16 protein-coding genes are annotated in these 18,244 nt (G+C 69.3%); 5 read left to right on the top strand and 11 right to left on the bottom strand.

The window, feature by feature from the left end; genetic code table 11:
• Positions 1-152 precede the first annotated feature (152 nt).
• The gene (locus tag ACWDNU_RS10215; RefSeq protein WP_449668548.1) at positions 153-2,717 is read left to right on the top strand and encodes a hypothetical protein; all 2,565 of its coding nucleotides are present in this window, start codon (positions 153-155) and stop codon (positions 2,715-2,717) included.
• A gap of 54 nt (positions 2,718-2,771) precedes the next feature.
• Here the strand turns inward: ACWDNU_RS10215 and ACWDNU_RS10220 are convergent, their stop codons facing one another.
• On the bottom strand, positions 2,772-3,791 hold the full coding sequence (locus tag ACWDNU_RS10220) for a hypothetical protein (protein WP_449668549.1): 1,020 nt from the start codon (positions 3,789-3,791) through the stop codon (positions 2,772-2,774).
• A gap of 28 nt (positions 3,792-3,819) precedes the next feature.
• On the opposite strand from ACWDNU_RS10220, the gene ACWDNU_RS10225 reads away from it, so the two are divergent.
• Together ACWDNU_RS10225 and ACWDNU_RS10230 are read left to right on the top strand one after the other, a co-directional pair.
• Positions 3,820-5,106 carry a hypothetical protein gene (locus ACWDNU_RS10225; RefSeq protein WP_449668550.1) on the top strand — a complete coding sequence of 429 codons (1,287 nt, stop codon included), beginning with the start codon at positions 3,820-3,822 and terminating at the stop codon, positions 5,104-5,106.
• Between the two features lie 73 nt (positions 5,107-5,179).
• Entirely contained in the window at positions 5,180-6,271 is a 1,092-nt protein-coding gene (locus tag ACWDNU_RS10230) for a class F sortase (protein ID WP_449668551.1), read from the top strand.
• Positions 6,272-6,558: 287 nt separating this feature from the next.
• Here ACWDNU_RS10230 and ACWDNU_RS10235 read toward each other — a convergent pair whose 3' ends face one another.
• On the bottom strand, positions 6,559-6,891 hold the full coding sequence (locus ACWDNU_RS10235) for a MerR family transcriptional regulator (protein WP_449668552.1): 333 nt from the start codon (positions 6,889-6,891) through the stop codon (positions 6,559-6,561).
• 650 nt (positions 6,892-7,541) lie between these two features.
• On the opposite strand from ACWDNU_RS10235, the gene ACWDNU_RS10240 reads away from it, so the two are divergent.
• Complete coding sequence (locus ACWDNU_RS10240) at positions 7,542-8,423, top strand: hypothetical protein (protein ID WP_449668553.1); 882 nt, start codon at positions 7,542-7,544, stop codon at positions 8,421-8,423.
• A gap of 18 nt (positions 8,424-8,441) precedes the next feature.
• Here the strand turns inward: ACWDNU_RS10240 and ACWDNU_RS10245 are convergent, their stop codons facing one another.
• The 8 genes from ACWDNU_RS10245 to ACWDNU_RS10280 all read right to left on the bottom strand — a co-directional run bounded on the left by ACWDNU_RS10245 (position 8,442) and on the right by ACWDNU_RS10280 (position 16,680).
• The gene (locus ACWDNU_RS10245; RefSeq protein WP_449668554.1) at positions 8,442-9,419 is read right to left on the bottom strand and encodes a helix-turn-helix transcriptional regulator; all 978 of its coding nucleotides are present in this window, start codon (positions 9,417-9,419) and stop codon (positions 8,442-8,444) included.
• Positions 9,420-9,429: 10 nt separating this feature from the next.
• A complete protein-coding gene (locus ACWDNU_RS10250; RefSeq protein ID WP_449668555.1) occupies positions 9,430-9,834 on the bottom strand; it encodes an STAS domain-containing protein in 405 nt (134 codons plus the stop codon).
• A 346-nt stretch (positions 9,835-10,180) separates the two neighbouring features.
• Positions 10,181-11,020, bottom strand: coding sequence for an SDR family NAD(P)-dependent oxidoreductase (locus ACWDNU_RS10255; protein ID WP_449668556.1), 840 nt, complete (start codon positions 11,018-11,020; stop codon positions 10,181-10,183).
• Positions 11,017-11,949: a patatin-like phospholipase family protein gene (locus ACWDNU_RS10260; RefSeq protein WP_449668557.1), complete on the bottom strand. Its 933-nt coding sequence runs from the start codon at positions 11,947-11,949 to the stop codon at positions 11,017-11,019. Before ACWDNU_RS10260 ends, ACWDNU_RS10255 begins: the two co-directional genes overlap by 4 nt.
• A 69-nt stretch (positions 11,950-12,018) precedes the next feature.
• On the bottom strand, positions 12,019-13,323 hold the full coding sequence (locus ACWDNU_RS10265) for a GGDEF domain-containing protein (RefSeq protein ID WP_449668558.1): 1,305 nt from the start codon (positions 13,321-13,323) through the stop codon (positions 12,019-12,021).
• 192 nt (positions 13,324-13,515) lie between these two features.
• Positions 13,516-13,839: a hypothetical protein gene (locus tag ACWDNU_RS10270; protein WP_449668559.1), complete on the bottom strand. Its 324-nt coding sequence runs from the start codon at positions 13,837-13,839 to the stop codon at positions 13,516-13,518.
• Between the two features lie 109 nt (positions 13,840-13,948).
• Entirely contained in the window at positions 13,949-15,550 is a 1,602-nt protein-coding gene (locus ACWDNU_RS10275; protein WP_449668560.1) for a carboxylesterase/lipase family protein, read from the bottom strand.
• Positions 15,551-15,780: 230 nt separating this feature from the next.
• Complete coding sequence (locus tag ACWDNU_RS10280) at positions 15,781-16,680, bottom strand: LysR family transcriptional regulator (protein WP_449668561.1); 900 nt, start codon at positions 16,678-16,680, stop codon at positions 15,781-15,783.
• A 126-nt stretch (positions 16,681-16,806) separates the two neighbouring features.
• Between ACWDNU_RS10280 and ACWDNU_RS10285 the strand changes: the two genes are divergently transcribed.
• Complete coding sequence (locus tag ACWDNU_RS10285; RefSeq protein ID WP_449668562.1) at positions 16,807-17,796, top strand: NADP-dependent oxidoreductase; 990 nt, start codon at positions 16,807-16,809, stop codon at positions 17,794-17,796.
• A 40-nt stretch (positions 17,797-17,836) separates the two neighbouring features.
• Here the strand turns inward: ACWDNU_RS10285 and ACWDNU_RS10290 are convergent, their stop codons facing one another.
• Entirely contained in the window at positions 17,837-18,241 is a 405-nt protein-coding gene (locus tag ACWDNU_RS10290) for a hypothetical protein (protein WP_354738868.1), read from the bottom strand.
• Positions 18,242-18,244 lie beyond the last annotated feature (3 nt).

The raw sequence follows: 18,244 nt of genomic DNA on the forward strand, positions 1-18,244 counted from the left end.
TGGGCTGAAATCGCAAGCCAGTAGCTCCCGCTGCCACTACCTCCATCAACGGCTGGTGTCCAGGGCTGTCGGCAAACAAACCCATTTCACAGCAGACACGTCAACCGCCGCGCCGATGTTATCGGCAGGCGCTCATGAACTGGAGCGTTGCAATGAAATTCACACGTTGGACACGGCGCCGTCGCGCCGATGTCCAGGACGGAGAGGCCCCCATCGGCCTTCCCCCAGGAAAGAATTCGTGTTTCCGCCGGCCGAACCGCGCGCTGCGCGGCGCGGCCGCGATGTCGGTCACCGCGACCTTCGCGCTGGCCGGCCTGGTGACAACCGCCGCCGCCGCTCCCCTGCCCGGCCTCGACGGCCTTGCCCTTTCCGGAACGGACACCACCTCGTCCGCGAGCTCTCAGCCCAGCTCGCCGACGAATGCTTCCGGAATGAGCGGCACCAGCACCGCCACCAGCCAGCCCTCGACCAACCCGTTGTCCCCGGTGGCCTCGTCCACCGGCGACCTTCCGACCGCGCAGATCCCGACCGTGGGCAAGTTCCTCAGCGGCGACGTCCTCAGCGGCGGCGCGTTCGCCGGCGGCCTGTTCGGCGGTGAGACGAAGCAGACGTCGACCGACCCGAACCAGTCCGGCGGCGCCCACTCGACCGGGGACACCAGTCACCACGGCGGCGGCGACGCGTGCGACTTCTTCCTGCAGCACATGTGGAAGAACGAGGACGGGATTCCGCTGATCGGCAGCAGCTCGCACGCCCTGACGTACCACACTGACCCGTCGTACAAGAACCTGATCCTGTCGATGGCCAGCGGTGCGATCGGGAACTCGCAGATGCCGGTCGTCGACATCTACGGCGGGCCGCTGGGCTGGATCCCGATCTTCAACCCGTCGCACGTGCGCGGCCACGGCACCGACTACCTGACCATGGCGACCGGCTGCGGCGGCATGGGCCTGCCCATCAACACCAAGACGATGGCGCTCGACATGTCCCGGCTGCCGACGCCGGACAAGGTGGCCAACTTCGTCCAGAAGGGGATGCCGAGCATTCCCGACCCGGCGAAGATCCTCAAACCGGACTACCTCTACAACACCCTCCAGGCCCGCGAAATCATGAGCCGCCTCGGACCCGGCACGGTGTTCACTCCGGACGAGTACTTGTCCTTCGCGGGCAAGAACTTCGACGCGATGCGCCTGCTGTGGCAGACCGCGTTCGACAAGCTGCAAAGCGGCAACCCGGCCGCGGTCCTGGACGTCCTGAAGGTCACTGACAACATCAAGACGCTCCAGTCGCTCGGCATGCCGGGGCTGCCCAGCCTGGGCAGCGACACGCTGGGCACGCCGGGGCAGCCGGGCGCTCCCAACCCGGGCACGCCGGGACAGCCGGGTACGCCCAATCCTGGTACGCCGGGTCAACCGGGCACGCCGAATCCGGGCACGCCGGGTCAGCCGGGCACGCCAAGTTTGCCGGGGCTGCCGGGTCTCTCCGGCTCTGGCCAACCGGGCATCGGCGGGATCCTCTCGCAGGTGACTGGCGGACTGGGCAACACCGCCCCGAAGCCGCAACCGGCACCGGCACCCGCGCCGCAGCCAGCCCCTCAACCGGCACCGCAGCCGCAGCCAGCGCCGCAGCCGCAACCGGGCACGCCGGGCACTCCTGACCCGGGTACGCCGGGTCAGCCGGGCACATCCAATCCCGGCACGCCGGGACTGCCGGGGCTGCCGGGTCTCCCCGGCTCTGGCCAACCGGGCATCGGCGGGATCCTCTCGCAGGTGACTGGCGGACTGGGCAACACCGCCCCGAAGCCGCAACCGGCACCGGCACCCGCACCGGCCCCGCAGCCGCAGCCAGCACCGGCCCCTGCACCGGCACCGCAACCAGCGCCTCAACCGGCTCCGCAGCCGCAGCCCCATCCGCAGGCGAGCATCTCTGTTGGCACGCCCACGGTGAACGGGAAGGCAGCGGGCTCCGCGCCCGGCCCGAACGTCCCGGCGGGCAGCCCGGTCACCATCACGGTTCCGGTGACCAACAACGGCAGTATCCCGGTGTCCGGGCTGGGTGGTCGCACCTCGCTCGGCACGCTGAACTGCGGCTCGAGCCAACTGGCTCCGGGCAGCACCGCCCGCTGCACGGTCACCACGACCGCGCGGCCGGGCTCGAACGCCGGGCAGTTCAACTTCACGGTGTCGGGTCCGAACGGCACCCAGCAGAGCAAGGCCTGCCGGATCTACTACACCGGCACGCCCACGGGCACCGGCACCTCTACGGGTACCGGCACGCCTACCGGTACCGGCAAGCCCGCGGGAACCGGCAAGCTCGCGATCACCGGCACGCCGACGGTCAACGGCGTCGCGGTCGGGCCGAACTCGACCGCGAACGTGCCGCTCGGCCGGACGTCCACTGCCAAGTTTCAGGTGACCAACACCGGCTCCGCGCCGATCTCCAACCTGCGGGGCTCCTCGCCGAACGGCCAGGCCACCTGCGCCGACACGACGCTCGCCCCGGGCGCCAGCACCTCCTGCACGATGCAGTTCCACGCTGGCCCCGGCACCCAGATTGCGCGGGCGGCTTTCACCGGCAAGGACACCGCCGGCGGCACGTCGACTGTCGGGTTCTCGCAGAACTACACCACCACCGGTGCCTGCACCTGTGACCCGGCCGCCTCGACTGCGACCGCCCCGACCGCGGTGACCTTGCCGCTGCACACGGGCACCCGCTAACCGGCACTAGCCAACGACTGGACACCTTCGAAAGCACTGCTGACAGATCACCGATCATCCCAGCAGACCTTGGAAAGGTTTTCTCATGCATACCTGGGTAAAACGGTCTCTCCAGGCCGGGTTGCTCGCAGGTGGCTTGATGCTCCTAGGCGTGGGCGTGGCCCAAGCCGAGGAAACCACCGAGCCCTCGCGACCAAGCGACCAGGCGACAGTCACCACCGCGGGCACCAGCCCGTCGGACTCCGTGACGTCGCTGGTGTCGGGACTCGTGCAGCCGCAAAAGTCGGCGTCAACCGGCACGACCTCGGCGTCCGCGTCGACACCTACCGGATCGGTCACCACGAGCGGCGCCGATTCGAGCAGTTCGGCCACTTCGTCGGGCAGCGGATCGGCGAGCACGCCAGTCTCGTCCGTGGCGCGAGTCCTCGCGCCAGTCAGCTCCGCGCTGACCACGAAATCCGGCTCGTCCAGCCCGGTGACCGCGGCTGCCTCGGCCATTACCGGGGGCGTCGCGCGCAGCGGAGCCACGAGCAACGCCAGGACTTTGCCCGCGGCTGTGCCGTCGGCGACGTCCATGCCGATAGCGGCGACGTCCGCCAGCGGCACCGGCGACAACACTGCTGGTGCGACAACCACCAGTTCGACCACGCCTACCGCGGTGGGCACCACCCGCGACAACGGGTGTTCGTGCCCGCTCAGCGGCTCGACGCATGTTCCGGCTCCCGCTCCGGCACCGGCTGGTGCCAGCGGGGACACCGGGTGTTCGTGCCATCTGACCATGGGCACGCCTACGGTCAACGGCACCAGCGCCGGGTCCCCGGAGAACGCGGTGCCAGTCGCCGCGGGCCAGCCGGCGACGGTGGCTGTCCCGGTGACCAACACGGGGACCAGCCCAGTCAGCAACGTCAACGGCACTACCACCGGTGGTGCGATGACGTGCAGCGGCAGCACGTTGGCCGCGGGTGAAAGCACCACGTGCAGCGGGACGCTCACGCCGACCGCGAGCACCGCTTCGGCACCGGTCACGATCAGCGGCACCGCCGCGGACGGCGAGCAGGCCAGCACCACCGGCACTGCGTACCTCGCCCCCGACAGCGGCCCGATGCCCGCTCCGGCACCGGTACCCGCTCCGGCGCCCACCGGTGGCACCACGCCCGGCGGGACCGCGGGCGGTGGCCTGCCAGGCCTGCCGAGTCTGCCGGGCGGTGGCCTGCAGAGTCTGCTGGGCGGCATCGTCCCGAGCGGCTCCTCTGACGGGGCCACCGGCACCACTGGCGGAACCGCGACCGGCGGAACCACCGGTGGCACTGACGGCACCACCGTCGGCGGCACCGGCACCGCCGGAACTCCGGACGGGACCGTGACTGGCGGCACGCCGGGCGGCACCGTCGGCACCACTGGCGGCACCGGCACCGTCGGCACTCCTGGTGGCACTGCGAGCGGTGGCCTGCCGGGTCTGCCGGGCAGTGGCCTGCAGAGTCTGCTGGGCGGCATCGTGCCGAGCGGCTCCACTGACGGAACCACCGGCACCGCCGGCGGAACCGTGACCGGCGGAACCACCGGTGGCACTGACGGCACCACCGTCGGCGGAACCGGCACCACCGGAACTCCGGATGGCACCGGCACCGTCGGCACTCCTGGCGGCACCGGAACCGTGGGCACCCCGGATGGCACTGGCACCGTTGGCACGCCGGACGGCGGCCTGCCCGGTGTGCAGGGCGGGCTTCTGCCGGGGCTCCCGGGCGGCATCCTCCCGGGTCTGCCGGGCAGCACCGGAACCGCTGGTACCCCTGGCGGCACTGGCACTGCCGGTACTCCGGACGGCACCGGAACCGTTGACACTCCGGGTGGGACCGCGACCGGTGGTACCGACGGCACCACCGTCGGTACCACCGGCACCACCGGAACTCCGGACGGGACCGTGACTGGCGGGACCACCGGCGGAACTGACGGCACCACCACCGGCGGCACCACCGCCGGCGACACCGCTGGCGTCCCGGCCGATGGCAGCACTGACGGAACCGCTGGTACGACCGGGCAGCCGGCTGGCGGCCTGACCGACGGCTCCGGCACTGCCGGCGCCGGCGACGGAGCGGTCATCGCGGTCGGCTACCCGATGGGCAGCGATCGCGGGCTCGCTTCGTGGACGGGCACCGCCGGGACCGCGGCGTACCGCGGTTCGGAAGACGCGTCTGCCACCGGGACCACGGCCGGGCATTTCGATGCCGGGTTCCCGGTGCCGGCCGGCGCGGTCGAGGCCGGCGGTGGCGGCACCGCTGACGATCACCAGGGCGTCGACGGCGGGATCGCCGGTGGCGGACTGGCGCTTCTGGCGATCGCTCTCCTCATGGTGACGGCGGCAGCCGCGCGTCGTCGTCACTTCCGATAGGGGGACGGTGTGGTGTGGCCATGCCCCGGCCACACCACACCACTCCTCCCTGTTTCACCAACTGGAGTGGGTCATGACTGCGGATAAGGACGCGGCACAGTCCGGTCGCATCCAGACCCGGCTCGGCCCGCTCGCGCTGGCCGGCCTGTCCTGGACCCTGCTGGCGGACGCATTCCTGCCGGCCGATGCCAGCCATGCCGTGGCGGTCGCGTCGCTCGTGATCGTCGGCGGGGTCGGCTGGGAGACGCTCTATCACGCCGGTCAGCGACTGCGCCGGGACGAGGACTGGTCGAGCCGGTCCGGTCTGCTCATCGCGCTCTTCGACGCCACGCTGGCCTGCCTGGTGCTACGCGCACTCGACGTGGCCGACGATTCCGCGCTCCGCTACCTCCTCTATTTCAGCTCCGCCTGGATGCTGATCTGGCTGGTCACCCAGGGCCTGAGGCGGGCAGCCGCCGCAGGCTGGCGCTACTCGGGCGCATGGCTAACCAGGCCGAGGCCGCGCCACGCGCCACGGCCGGTTCGGCACCGTCGTGCGTTCGGTGCGATCACCGCGGCCGTGGGGCTCGCGACGGCCTTGGGGCTGGTATTCGTCCTGGCCACGGACAAGACGTCAGCGCCGGAGATGGCACACACCGCTCCGGCCGCACGGCCAGCCGCACCGCCGAACCGGTCGGTCGTCGCGGTCAACAACCCCACGGTCCGGGTGGTGCCGATCGCGGTGCACCTCCCGAAGCTGGCCGCCGACTCGTCGCTGATCAGGCTCGGCCTCGACGCGAACCAGCGCATGCAAACCCCGTCGGTGACCACGCCGATGCAGGCCGGCTGGTACGAGCCGGGGCCGGCGCCCGGCCAGACCGGACCCGCGGTGATCGTCGGTCATGTCGACGGCGCGAGCCAGCCCGGGATCTTCTACCGGCTGCACGAACTCGCACCGGGCGACCGCGTCACCGTCGAACGCGCGGACGGCTCCGTGCTCACTTTCGTGGTGCGCCGAACCATCCACGCGTCCAAAGACCGCTTCCCCACCAAGGAGGTCTACGGCCGCACCGCCGGACCGGAACTGCGGCTGATCACCTGCGGCGGCTCCTTCGACCGGGCCGTGCGCTCCTACCGCGACAACATCATCGTTTTCGCTCAACTTGACGGAGAACAACAGCAGTAATCCAGCCTCGCCAATCCGCTCGAACTCTGCATTGACCAGCGCGAGCATGGCGTCGCTGCGCGCAGACGGGCCTGGAGCGGCCGCGCGGTTCGAGGCAGTGGTCGAGGGTCGGGCAGAAATGCCTGAGTCGCCGTTTCTCCGCCCCTCGGCATCTCCCGCCACGGAGAGGCAGACGCTACCCCTTGCTGCCCCAGGTGATCCTGCCACTGGCAATGCGCGCCGCGGGGCGGAAACGCACGAACGGCACGCGACATCGAGGTCGCGTGCCGAGCGAGTCGCGGGGAGATTCAGTCCTTTGCGCGGAGTTCCGCGTTTTGGCGCTGGGCTTCGTGGAGCTGGTCTTCGAGGGTGATGATGCGGCAGGCGGCGTCCACGGCGGTGCCCTGGTCCACCAGTTCCCGCACCCGGGTGGCCAGGCGCAGCTGGTGCCGGGTGTAGCGGCGGTGTCCGCCGGCGGAACGTTGCGGCTTGCTCAACCCTGCCTCGTCGAGGCTGCGCAGGAAGCTTTGACTGGTGCCGAGCATGTCGGCGGCCCGGCCCATGGTGTAGGCGGGGTAGTGCTCGTCGTCGAACTTGTCGGCCCCGCCGGGCGAGGCCGGTCCTTCTTGGCCAGGGATCATTCCACCTCCACGTCAGCAAGGACCCCGGGTGCCATGCACGGCGCCCGGGGTCCTCAAGGGTTGGGTTTCACCATTGTCAACCGGCGCGAACGCCGGCTTCTCGCACCCGCGTCCGGCATACCGCCGGCTTGCGCGGGGATCGCTCATTCGTGACCGAGAACCACCTCCGAACTCGATGGGACTGCGGCACCCGCGCGGCGCTTTCCGGCCGCCGCGGGCGTTCCAATGATGCTCCCGTCCCCTTCCTTCCGGTTTTTTCCACTTGCTGGGTACTGCGTTTTTCCTTGCGGGTACTGCGTTTTCCACTGCTGCGAACGTCACCGACGGGGAACCCTTCCACTGATCGGCCCCGGCCACCTGACCGGTCCTGCACTCGCACTTCACAACCGAACTTTCTAGGGCGAAAGACGTCGACGCTGTCCAGACTGCGAGGGAAGGCTTGCTGCCAGGCAACGCCCGAGATCACCGCGCCGCGCTCAGCAGATGGCGGCCCGGTTGCTCAACCGGCCGGAGCCGTGCCTTCCCGGTCGTGCGTGGCCGTCTCTTCGGGCAGCGTTGCGTGGTGGCGGCTGTCCCGCACAACCTCCGCGGTCACGTGGCGTCTTCTCGGGCAAAGCTTCACCAACTGCCGCGAAAAGGGGACGCCGGACATGGGATTCACCGCGAAGAAGACGGTCAAGATGGCGATGATCGGCGGGGCGATCGCCGCCACCGCGCTTCTTTCCGCTTGCAGTGGGAACAGCGGGTCTCCGGTGAACAACGCGGCAGTCCAGCAGTCGCAGGGTGCTGCCACCGGCGGGTCCGGAGGGTCCGACAACACCAAGGGCACCGCGAAAGGCAGCACCGAAGAGAACGGTGACGTCAACTGCAGCAAGCTGGAAGGCAAGCAGGTCACTCCGCCCGGCGGACCGCAGATGGACGTGATCGCCGTGTCCGCGACCAGCGGCACCAACCCGGGCTGCAACGACGCCTTCAAGGTGATTAACGAGTACTACCAGGAGATCCCGACCAAGGGCGAGGGCCCGGGCCACCGCGTGCTCGACATCTTCGGTCGCTGGACTTGCGCCGGATCCGGCGATCAGGCCAACCCTCAGGGCACCGTCTGCGGCAAGGACGGCCGCACCGATTACACGATCGAGACCCGGCCCTCCGGCAGCGGCAAGGGGTCGGCACCGCAGCCGCGCCGGTTCCCGAACACCACCCAGACCGTGCAGTTCACCGGCTTCGACGCCAGCGTCAACATGGCCACCTTCCATCTCGTCCGCGCACAGGGCCAGGGTGAGTACGTGCCGGTCGCGGGTGACACCAAGACTTACCGGCTCCCGTTGGCCGAGCGGGCCATCGTGTGGAGCGCGGCCACCTTGTGCCAGAACGACAACCAGGCCACCGTCGGCGAAGACGGCCTCGGCACTTTCCGCTGCGACGCCGACCAGTTGCGCCGCACCCTCTCCGGCGGAACTCCGGCTCTCGCCCAGATTCTGGTGAGCGGTGATGACCAGATCGCTCAGGTCAAGGAGATCTACCACCCCTGACCCGGCGGCGGAACACGCCTAGGAATCCGCTGCGGCCGCGGAGAGAAACTCGCCGTGCAGGGTATGCGAGGGAAGCTCCTCGTACGCAGCCCGATAGTGCGCGGTGAAAGCGCTAGGCCGCGTGTACCCCCACCGCGCCGCGACCCGCGTAACAGTCGTCTCCCCAGGCGCAGCAGCACGCAACTCAGCCCGCGCATGGTCGAGACGGACTCGCCGCAGGTAAGCCATCGGCGTCGTGTCCAGGTGGCGGCGAAAGGCAAGCTGCACAGCCCGCGCGGAGACACCGGCAGCCTGGGCAAGCTCGGTGGCCGTGATGTCGCGGTCCGGGTGAGCTTCGATGAACGCAACAGCTCGGCGCAAGGCTTGGGGATGGGCATCGAGATCGGTGCCAGCGCGTTCGGCCAGAGCTGTCGTGGGAAAAGCCGCGAGTACGGCCGCGGCGAGGTGTTGGGTGGCTGTGCTGAGTAGCAAAGGGTGCTCGGCGATGTCCGGAGCCGAGAGGACCTGATCCCGCACGTAAGTGATGGCCGCGCGCAGATACTGGGCACTGACAGCCGAAACCGGGTTGTGGTCGAGCAGTTCCACCGGCTTTTCGGCACCGGCGACACGAGTGAGGACAGCAGGATCCAGCATGGTGATGCTGTACCGCGCCCGGCAGATCCGGCCGGAGTACGGGCGGTCCGGCGGGGCGAAGGCGAAGAGGTCGCCGGGGGCGAAGGCGGCGGGTTCGGGCCACCCGGCGACCTGGTGGTCTTCGATGGTTCCGGCTTCGATGTCGCAGAGGCAGATCCGGCCAAGCGGCTCGACGTCGTAGCTCATGTCGAAGTGCAGGTCGAGCTTGTCGGCGCTGACGTTCTCGGACGCGACGCGCGTGATGCGGGCGCCAGCGTCCCGGCTGCCGCTGCCGATGCGCATCGGGGCGTAGGAACTGCAGAGGAATTCTTCGGTGCGGTCCAGGTCGTCGCTGTCGAACACCACCTGCCCGAAAATCGACATGGACTCCCGGTTACCCGCGTGCGCCGGGTGCCAAACGCACAATCCCCAGCTGGGCGCACGCGTCTTCGATGGTGGCGACGAGAGTGAGCCGCACGTCGACCCGGGTGAGGCGCAACGGGCGCAGTACGGCGCGGTTGCCGCCGGTCACGACGATCAGCCTTCGTTGCCGGGCTACGGCGGCGCGGTGGGTTTCGATCATCAGCGACATCCCGACGACGGCCATGAAGTCCAAGCCGGTGCAGTCGAGGACGATGTCGCGTCCGGTCCGGAGCTGCGTGGTGAGCACGTCGGCGAGGTCCTCGGCGGTGGCCAGGTCCAGGGCGCCGCTCAGCCTTACCAGTACGAGGGAGCCGACGGCCCCGCTCCGGATTTCCAGGTCGCCGGGCCGCAGCGACCGGTCGGTTGTTTCGGACATCAGCGGGTTCTCCCTGTCGTCTGTGTGGCCAACGCCGCGAGGGGGAAGCGCTTCCCCGAAGGCACCGCTGAATTTCAAGCCGGTTGCGAGCAGTTGACTCCACCGTGCAGGGCCTGGCTGGAACGGTCTAGCCGCATAACCGAACACCGGCTATCCGGAAAACGAACCGTTCCGGCGCAGCCGTGCGGGATCAGTCCGGGATACCGCCGTCGGAGCGGGCAAGTGCCAGCCGCTTTCGTACGCCGTCGTGAAGCGTTCCTCGCCGAGGGCCAGCCGGCAACGGCTGCTCAAGGTGCAGGTCAGCGCGCAGCTGCTCGCCGCGGCTTGGCTGCGCCTGGTCGCCTGACTAGCGCCGGGATCCTTGCTGTGCCTCGAGATTCGCCCGGTACGCCGTCCGTTCCGGGCGGTCCGAGTGCAGCGCGCGGTCGTCGCGGACCAGCCGCCGGATGCGGTTGAGGACCGGCTCGGGAGTGACTCCCGCGGCCGCGGCGAGCACGCCGACGTAGCCGGGGACGGCGATTTCGGCGCGGCGGTTGCGCACTGAATCGACGACCGCCCTGGCGACGTCTTCCGGCTGCACCTTCGGAATCGGCCGCATGTCCAGGCCCGAGGCGAGCGCGGTGTCGACGGCCGACGGCAGCACGGCGGTGATGCTGACGCCCGCGTCCGCGAACTCCAGGCGCGTCGCGGCGCTCAGCCCGACGACGGCGAACTTGGTGGCGTTGTAGACGGCCAGCCCCTTGACCGGGAACTTGCCCGCCAGCGACGCGACGTTGACGACGTGGCCGAAACCGCGTTCGACCATGCCCGGCAGCGCCAGTTTCAGGCCGTTGAGGACGCCGCCGAGGTTGACGTCGATCTGCAGCCGGTCGGTGGCGTCGGAGAGTTCGAGGAACCCGCCGTTCGGCATGAGACCGGCGTTGTTCACCAGCACGTGCAACGGTCCGTGGGCTTTCTCGGCCGCGGCGGCGAAGGACGCGAACGAGTCGCGGTCGGCGACGTCGAGGTGGTGGGCGGTGCCGCCGATCATCTCCGCGGTTTCCTCGGCAGCCGCCTTGTTGAGGTCGCCGATCGCGACGCGCGCGCCCTTGCCGGCGAACAGCTTGGCGACCGCACGGCCGATCCCGGCACCGCCGCCGGTGATCGCGACGGACGCGCCGTCGAGGTCGATCTTGGGGTAGGTCATCGGGTCGCTCCTTGCTCGATGGCGGCGCGGACGCGCGCTGGGGTCAGAGTGCGGCAGGCGCGGAGCACATCGGCGCGGCGGCGCAGGTCCATGAAATTCGGGCCCATGACGTCCAGTTCGGCCTGGCCCGGTTCGATCCGGAGCACCCGAACACCAGCGGCGCGGAGTTGCTTGACCTCGACGTCGACGCGTCTTGTCATCGCGTGCCGGGCAAGCCGTTCGACTCGGGCGAAGCCGCGGCCGCGTGCGCCGCCGGAGGTGGACATCGGCGGGATGAGCACGACTTCCTCGACGCCGGTTGGGAGGACGAGATCGGCGGACGTCGGCGAGACGGTGCCGCCGTCGACGTACTTGCGGCCGTTGACGGCGACCGGCGGGAACCATCCGGGGATGGCCCACGATGCGGCTATGGCGGTGCCGAGGTCTGTCCGGTGCGAATTCCCGAACGCGACCCGCTCCCCTGTGCGAATGTCGGCTCCGACGAGCCAGGTCCGCGGATGATCGACCCAGCCGTCGGCGTTGGCGAGCGCGGTGCCGAGATCGCGCAGCCATCCGGCGTCGCCACGTCCTCTCGGCAGCACCCCGGCGAGCCCGGCCAGCAGGTCGACCCGACCGCGCAACGCTGCGGCGGTGAGGCCGAGACCAGGCCAAACCGGTGTCGGCAACGGCGGCAGCATGCCCGGATGCTGGGCGAGGTGGTGCACCACGCGCTCGTCGGCAGGCTCCCCGCGCAGCGCGGCCAGGATCTCGCCGACCCCGATGCCCGAGCCGAGCAACGCCGCCATCTCCGCGCCCGCGGACGTGCCGACCAGGACGTCGGCGTCGCGCGCGTCCCAGCCCAGCTGCTCCTCGACCGCGGCGAGGGCGGCAGCGGTCCAGGCGAAGCCGAGCGTGCCGCCGCACCCGAGTACCAGTGCGCGTGGGGTCATCGGCCACCTCTGCGGAATCACGTGTCAGTGGCGGAACCGTATGTCATTTTCGCGGCGAGGGCAATCCGGTCAGCCGAGGTCGGCGCTACTGACGACCTTGTTGCGGCCGGTGTTCTTCGCGTTGTAGAGCGCCTGATCGGCCGCGTGGACGAGGCGATCGATGGCGGACCCGGACTCGGGGTAGGTCGCGATGCCGATCGAGGCCGAGAGCCCGTCGATCGTCTTCGTGCCGTTCAGGTCGGGCACCTCCACGGTGAGCCGCTCGATGGCTTCGCGGACGCGTTCGGCGACGACCCGGACGGCTGGCTGGCGGGTGTCGGTCAGCAAAACCACGAACTCCTCGCCACCGAAGCGGCCCACGGAGTCGTAGTCGCGCACCGCGCCGGTGATCGCGGTGGCGACGGCGCGCAGGACGGCGTCGCCGCTGAGGTGCCCGTGCTGGTCGTTGATCCGTTTGAAACGGTCGAGATCCACCATCAGCACGCCGAAACTGGAGTCGGCTCGCTGCGCCCGGTCAAGTTCCCGGGCGGCGAGGGTGTGCCAGCCGGTGGTGTTGAAGAGACCGGTCTTCTCGTCGGTGGTCGCGGCGATTTCCAGCTGCTTCACGAGGACTGCGCGGTGGATGACCAGCAGCGGAGGCAGAACGCAGAGGGCAAGCTCGGCCATGGTCGTGACGGCGAGCGCGGTCAGGATGCCGAGGCAGAGGGTCGCGGCTTCGAGGAGATTGTCGCCCCAGCCGCCGAAAAGGGTGCGCAGTGAGCGATCCGAGGCGTCGAGCCCGGGGACGGTGATGAGGGCGGCAATGACGAAGTACGCGGCGGCGGTGAGGGCGAGGCTGCCGAAACCGGGCCAGCCGGCGTGCAGGGCGTCGTCGAGGTTGGGGGTGGCGGTGCGGGAGAAGACGGCCGCGGCGGCTTGGCAGGTGACGATGACCAAGGCAGCGTTGAATACGACGCGGAACGCCGAGATACGGCGGGCGCGGTAAGGGCTTCGGGTGGCCAGATAGAGGTACAGGACCGCGACAAGCCCCGTGACGAGAGCCGACGGCAGCACGAGCACCCCGGCGAAGCTCCACACCGAAGTCAGGTTAATGTGCGGAGTGCCAGAGATGAGCCGAAGCCGTTCGACCTCGCGGCCCAGTTCGGCCTGCAGCAGCCCGCATCCGCTCAACAGGCAGAAGACGAGGAGATCACGGCCGGAGAAGTGTTCGGTGCAGACGGCGGTCGCGGTCGTGGCCACCGCCGCGGTATCGATCAGGAGACAGTAGGCGATCAGACCGGGCCGCTGGGTCCACAGTTTCCACCGCGGAAGCAATACCGCGGCACGGAACGAACGCGCCGGTCTGTCCGCGAGATCGGTGTCAGCCGTACCCACGTCGCCCCCTGCTAGACCAGCGCGTCCCCCGACGGACCATCAACAGTAGTCGGCGGAATTCGCACTGTCAGCAGAGTTCGGAAAACGTTGCGGCGAGCCGATAACGCGGATCTCCGGCCAGGTTTTCCTTTACCGGACTGCTGAATTCAAGCGAACCGGGTGCGCCGAACGGATCGGTGCACCCGGCACGGATCACTTCGAGGGCAGCGGCTGCGGCTTGCCGCCGTCGAGGAGGCCGTACGGCAGGATGCTGTCCGGGGTTCCGGTGATCGCACCCGCCGGGTTGTTCATCAGGCCGGTGACGAAGTTGGCGCCGGATCCGTTCGGCGAGGGCAGCAGGAAGCCGAGCGTGCCCGCGCCTCCGGCCAGGCCGCCGACCAGGTCTCCGACCCCGCCGAGGCCGCTGTTGGCGCTCGGGCTCGATCCCGGGCTGTCCATTGGTGCGGCTTGAGCCGTCGCGGTGGAGAGGAAGACCAGTGCCAGCCCCAGTCCGAGGCCCCCGAGTACACGCTTCACGAAACTGCTCCTTGTTTGAAGTGTTGTCCGGTAACGCGACTCAGGGTTGTCGGCGGCGAGCAGGGCTGCCACTGGAGACCGGGTAAAGCGCCCGATCGTGCAAGGATTCTCAGTGATGGAAGGGGGTCAACGGGTCCCAGAGTTCCGCACAATGGTGCTGGCGCGGGATTTCCGTGGTGAGCTGACTGTCTCCGGCGGCGTTGAGCGCCAGCACGACAGGATTGTCCTTTGTGTACGGATCCCATTGCGGAGCGCCGTCCACAGTGGGATTTCCGGTGCGCGCGAAGCCGGACCACTGCGTCAGAAGCTGATCGGCGAGTGCCTGCTGGTTGGGCGTGAGCTGGACGCCGTCCGGGAACATCAGCTGCCATTCGGCGACGTGGTAGGCGCCGTTCGGTTTGGCGGGGTCGACGAAGAATTGCGGCGGTATGTCGGTGTCGTCGACCTGGTAGGCGAAGACCGGGATGTGCTGCGACAGTCGTTCGTCGTTGATCAGTGCGGGGCAGACCGAGTTGGAGTCGGCGACGGCGGTCCGGTAGGCGAGGAACGGGGCTGGCGCGGGGTAACGCTTTAGCGGATAGGTCTTGCGGACCTCGTCGGCGTGCTTTCCGTACTGTTGCTTCATGAATTTGTCGTAATCGGCCGCGGTTTCAGCGAACGGCAGTTGGGTTTCGTCGCGGTCGACGCCGTGCATCAGGCTTACGTGATTGACGTGCCCGGTAGCGAAAGCCTCGGCGGGCGACATCGGGAGCGTCTTGCCGTCGACGATCGGTGCGACCGTACCGTTGTCCGGGTTTCTCCCGTGGTCGGCCTGTTTGAGGACAGCCGCGGCGGGCAGCGCACGCAAGCAGGCGGCGGTGGAACAACCCAGTGCAGTGGCGAATCGCGCGCCCTTTTGCTGCGCTTGTTCCTCGGTGGGCAGGTTTGCTTTGCAGTCCTGCGTTTGCCAGATGATGTCGACTCCGAGCAGCGAGTTGTACTCCCCGCTTTGGCTGATGCCGCGCTTGAACAGCCCCGCCGACGTAGGCGAAGCGGTGTGCGCGCACACGCTCGAACCACCCGCGGAATCACCGTAGATCGTGACGTTGTGCGGGTCGCCGCCGAACTTCGCGATATTGCGTTGCACCCAGCGGAGCGCGGCTTGCTGATCCTGAAGTCCGTAGTTGCCCGCGTGCGCGCCGAACGATTCATGTGCCAGGAAGCCGAAAATCCCGAGCCGGTAGTTGAACTCCACGCTGATGACGTGCCCCGCGGTCACGAGACGGCTCGCGTCCGTCGGCTTCCACAACAGGAATCCGCCGCCGTGGATCTGCACCATGACCGGAAGCGGACCGGGACCCGCGTTGGCCGGTACGCGAACGGTCAGGTTGAGGCAATCCTCGTTGGCCGACCCCGGACCGGTTCCGGGCGGCTGCGGGCACTCGCTGCCCTCCTCGGTCGCGGCGAACGGCTCGGTCCAGTGCGCGGGCCGCTGCGGCGCCGCCCAGCGCAACTCGCCGACCGGCGGCGCGGCGTAGCGAATCCCTTGCCACGACTTGATCTCCGCGTTCGCGACCCCGCACACTGGGCCGTCGTCGGTGGTCACCGCGGTGCCCGGCGAACACGCGGGCGCGCTCGCCTTGGTGGCCAGCGCCGCGGACCCGGCCAGCGACAGCACCGCCCCCACGAGGACCGCCACTGCCGCGGCGGGTGCCTTTCCGTCGAATCTCATCCGTCCTCCTTCGCTCCCGCCTGGCCGGGGAGGCCGAACGAACGACGAGCAGCAACCACGCACCGAACAGGCGGTTTACCGGCATGGGCTCGACCAATGACCAGCTCCGGGCCATTGCCGCGGGCACGAGTCCCGCGTGCCTCCAGTCTGACCGCCGCGCGGGGAGGCACAACCTCCGTTCGGGCGCGCGGAACTGTCAAATTCCCGGGGACGATGGTCTTTGTCAGGGATCAGACCGCGTTTTCCTTGACTGCGTGCACCTCTGCCGCCGCCCGCAATTCGCGTACCAATTCGCGGACCGCGAGGGACTGGGCACCGGCGTAAGTGGCCACGTACCCGATTCGCCGGGTAGGCGGGTCGGCGATTGGGGTGACCGCGACTCCCGGCGGGATGGCGGCGAGGGTCAGCTTCGGCAGGACTGCCATGCCAATCCCTTGTGCCACCATGGAAAGCACTACCCCGTCGTCGGCGACCTCCATTTTCGCCGAAGGCAGCCAGTCCTGCCGAGCCCACCAGGACCGCGTGTAAGAAGAGCAGTTTTCCGGCCAGTCGAGCAGCGGCAGAGCGCGCGAATCGGGCAGGGCGGCGGGGTTCACCAGGAAGTACGGCTCCCGGAACAGTTCTCCGGCGACCAGGCCCGGCGGCGGGATTTCGTCCTCGCCGAGGGTGGCGATGGCGACGTCCGCACGTCCGTCGGCGACCTCGCCCGCGGTGCCGCGGCCTAGTTCGGGGACGATCAGCACCTGCGGGTTCAGACCGGAATGCTTGGCAGTCAAGCGTTCCAGCGCCGCGGGCAAGAGATGTGCGGCCGCGCTGCGGAAAGCGGCGATGCGCAACGGTCCGGTGAGGGTTCCGGCTGCCGCGCCCCGGGCTTCGGCGCGGAGAACGTCGAGTTGGCGCAGGATCAGCCTGGCGTGCACGAGGGCGCGGGCACCGGCCGCGGTCGGGCGGGCACCCGTTCGGCCACGGTCGAAGAGGATGGCGCCGACCTTGCGTTCGCAGGTCCGGACGGCGTGCGAGACCGCGGACTGGGTGAGACTCAGTTCGGCGGCCGCGGCGGTGAAGCTGCCGGTGCGTTCCACCGCGAGCAGCAGTCGCAACTCGCCCGGCGTGAGGTCGACAGCATCCATGCGGCCAGCCTAGCGCTGGCCATGAGCAAGATTCATGGATTGGCGCGGTCCATCGATGCGGAGGTCTGCTCGCACGGCTTCGACGCGCCTAAATTGCTGGTCAGAGCCATTCATGAAGGAGATCCCGTGTCACTGACCGCCGTTCGCCAGGTCCGTCGTCCCGAGGGCGCGCCCAGTGCCGCCGACTTCGAGTTCGTCACCCAGCCGCTGCCTCGCCTCGCAGACGGCCAGGTGCTGGTGGAGAACCGGTACCTGTCCGTCGATCCGTACATGCGCGAGTTCATGGAATGGGGCGGCTGGGAGCTCGGCGCGGGTCTGGAGGGACGCACGATCGGCGAGGTCGTCGAGTCGAAGGAGCCGACGCTGCCGGTCGGCACAACGGTGTTCCACCGGCACGGCTGGGCTACCCACGCCGTCCTCACCACCGCCGACGTCCGCACGATCACCCCGGCGGACGGCGTTCCGCTGAGCGCCTACCTCGGGATTCTCGGCGGGACCGGGCTCACCGCGTACGTCGGCCTGACCCGGATCGCGCAGCTGCGGCCCGGCGACGACGTCTTCATTTCCGCGGCAGCCGGTGCGGTGGGGAGCGCGGCCGGGCAGATCGCCCGGTTGCTCGGCGCGGGTCGGATCGTCGGCAGCGCGGGATCCGCGGCGAAGGTCGAGCACCTCACCCGTGACCTCGGTTTCGACGCCGCCTTCAATTACCACGACGGTCCGGTCGCCGACCTGCTCGCGAAAGCAGCCCCGGACGGGATCGACGTGTACTTCGACAACGTCGGCGGGGACCACTTGGCCGCCGCGATCGACGTCCTGCGCGAACGCGGCCGGGTCGCTTGGTGCGGTTCAGTCGCGCAGTACAACAGCCTGCGCACGCCGCCGAGCGCGCCGCACAATCTGTTCGACGTCGTCGGGAAAAGCCTTCGCATCGAAGGGTTTCTGGTGCGCAATCACCTCGACGCGCGCGAGGAGTTCGAGAAATTCCTGATCCCGCACGTCCGCAGCGGGCAGGTGCTCGTGAATGAGACTGTGACAGAAGGGTTTTCCAGCATCGTGGACGCGTTCATCGGGATGCTGCGCGGAGAAAACGTCGGGAAGATGCTGGTGCGGGTCTGACCGGCGGGAGGGGCCGCGAAGCCCCTCCCGGGTCAGAACCTCAATCGCGCCAACGGTTGTTGAGGAAGGCGTCGTCGTCCTCGTCGTCTTCCACCGGACGCGGGCGGCGCGCCGGACGACGCGGAGCCTCGCTCCGAGGGGCGGGCTGGTTCGGAGTCACCGCGAACGGGGACGCCGAACCGGGCTCGTTGCCGAACTCGTCGGAATCGAACGCCGAGGGCGGCTCGGTGCTCGGCCGGTCCGTGCTCCACCCGGACTTGGTCTTGCGCTTCCCCATCTCCCGCCGGTGCTGGACGTACCGTTCGGCCGCCTGCGCCTGCTTTGTCATGTACTCCTGGGACTGCGCCTTGACTTCCTCGGCTTTCTGCTCGCGCAGCGCGCGGCGGTCAGCCTGCTCACGGACCAGCGCGTCCAGTTCGGCCTGCATCGCGGCGGTTTCGCTCATGCG

The sequence above is a fragment of the Amycolatopsis sp. NPDC003676 genome, from assembly GCF_053587275.1.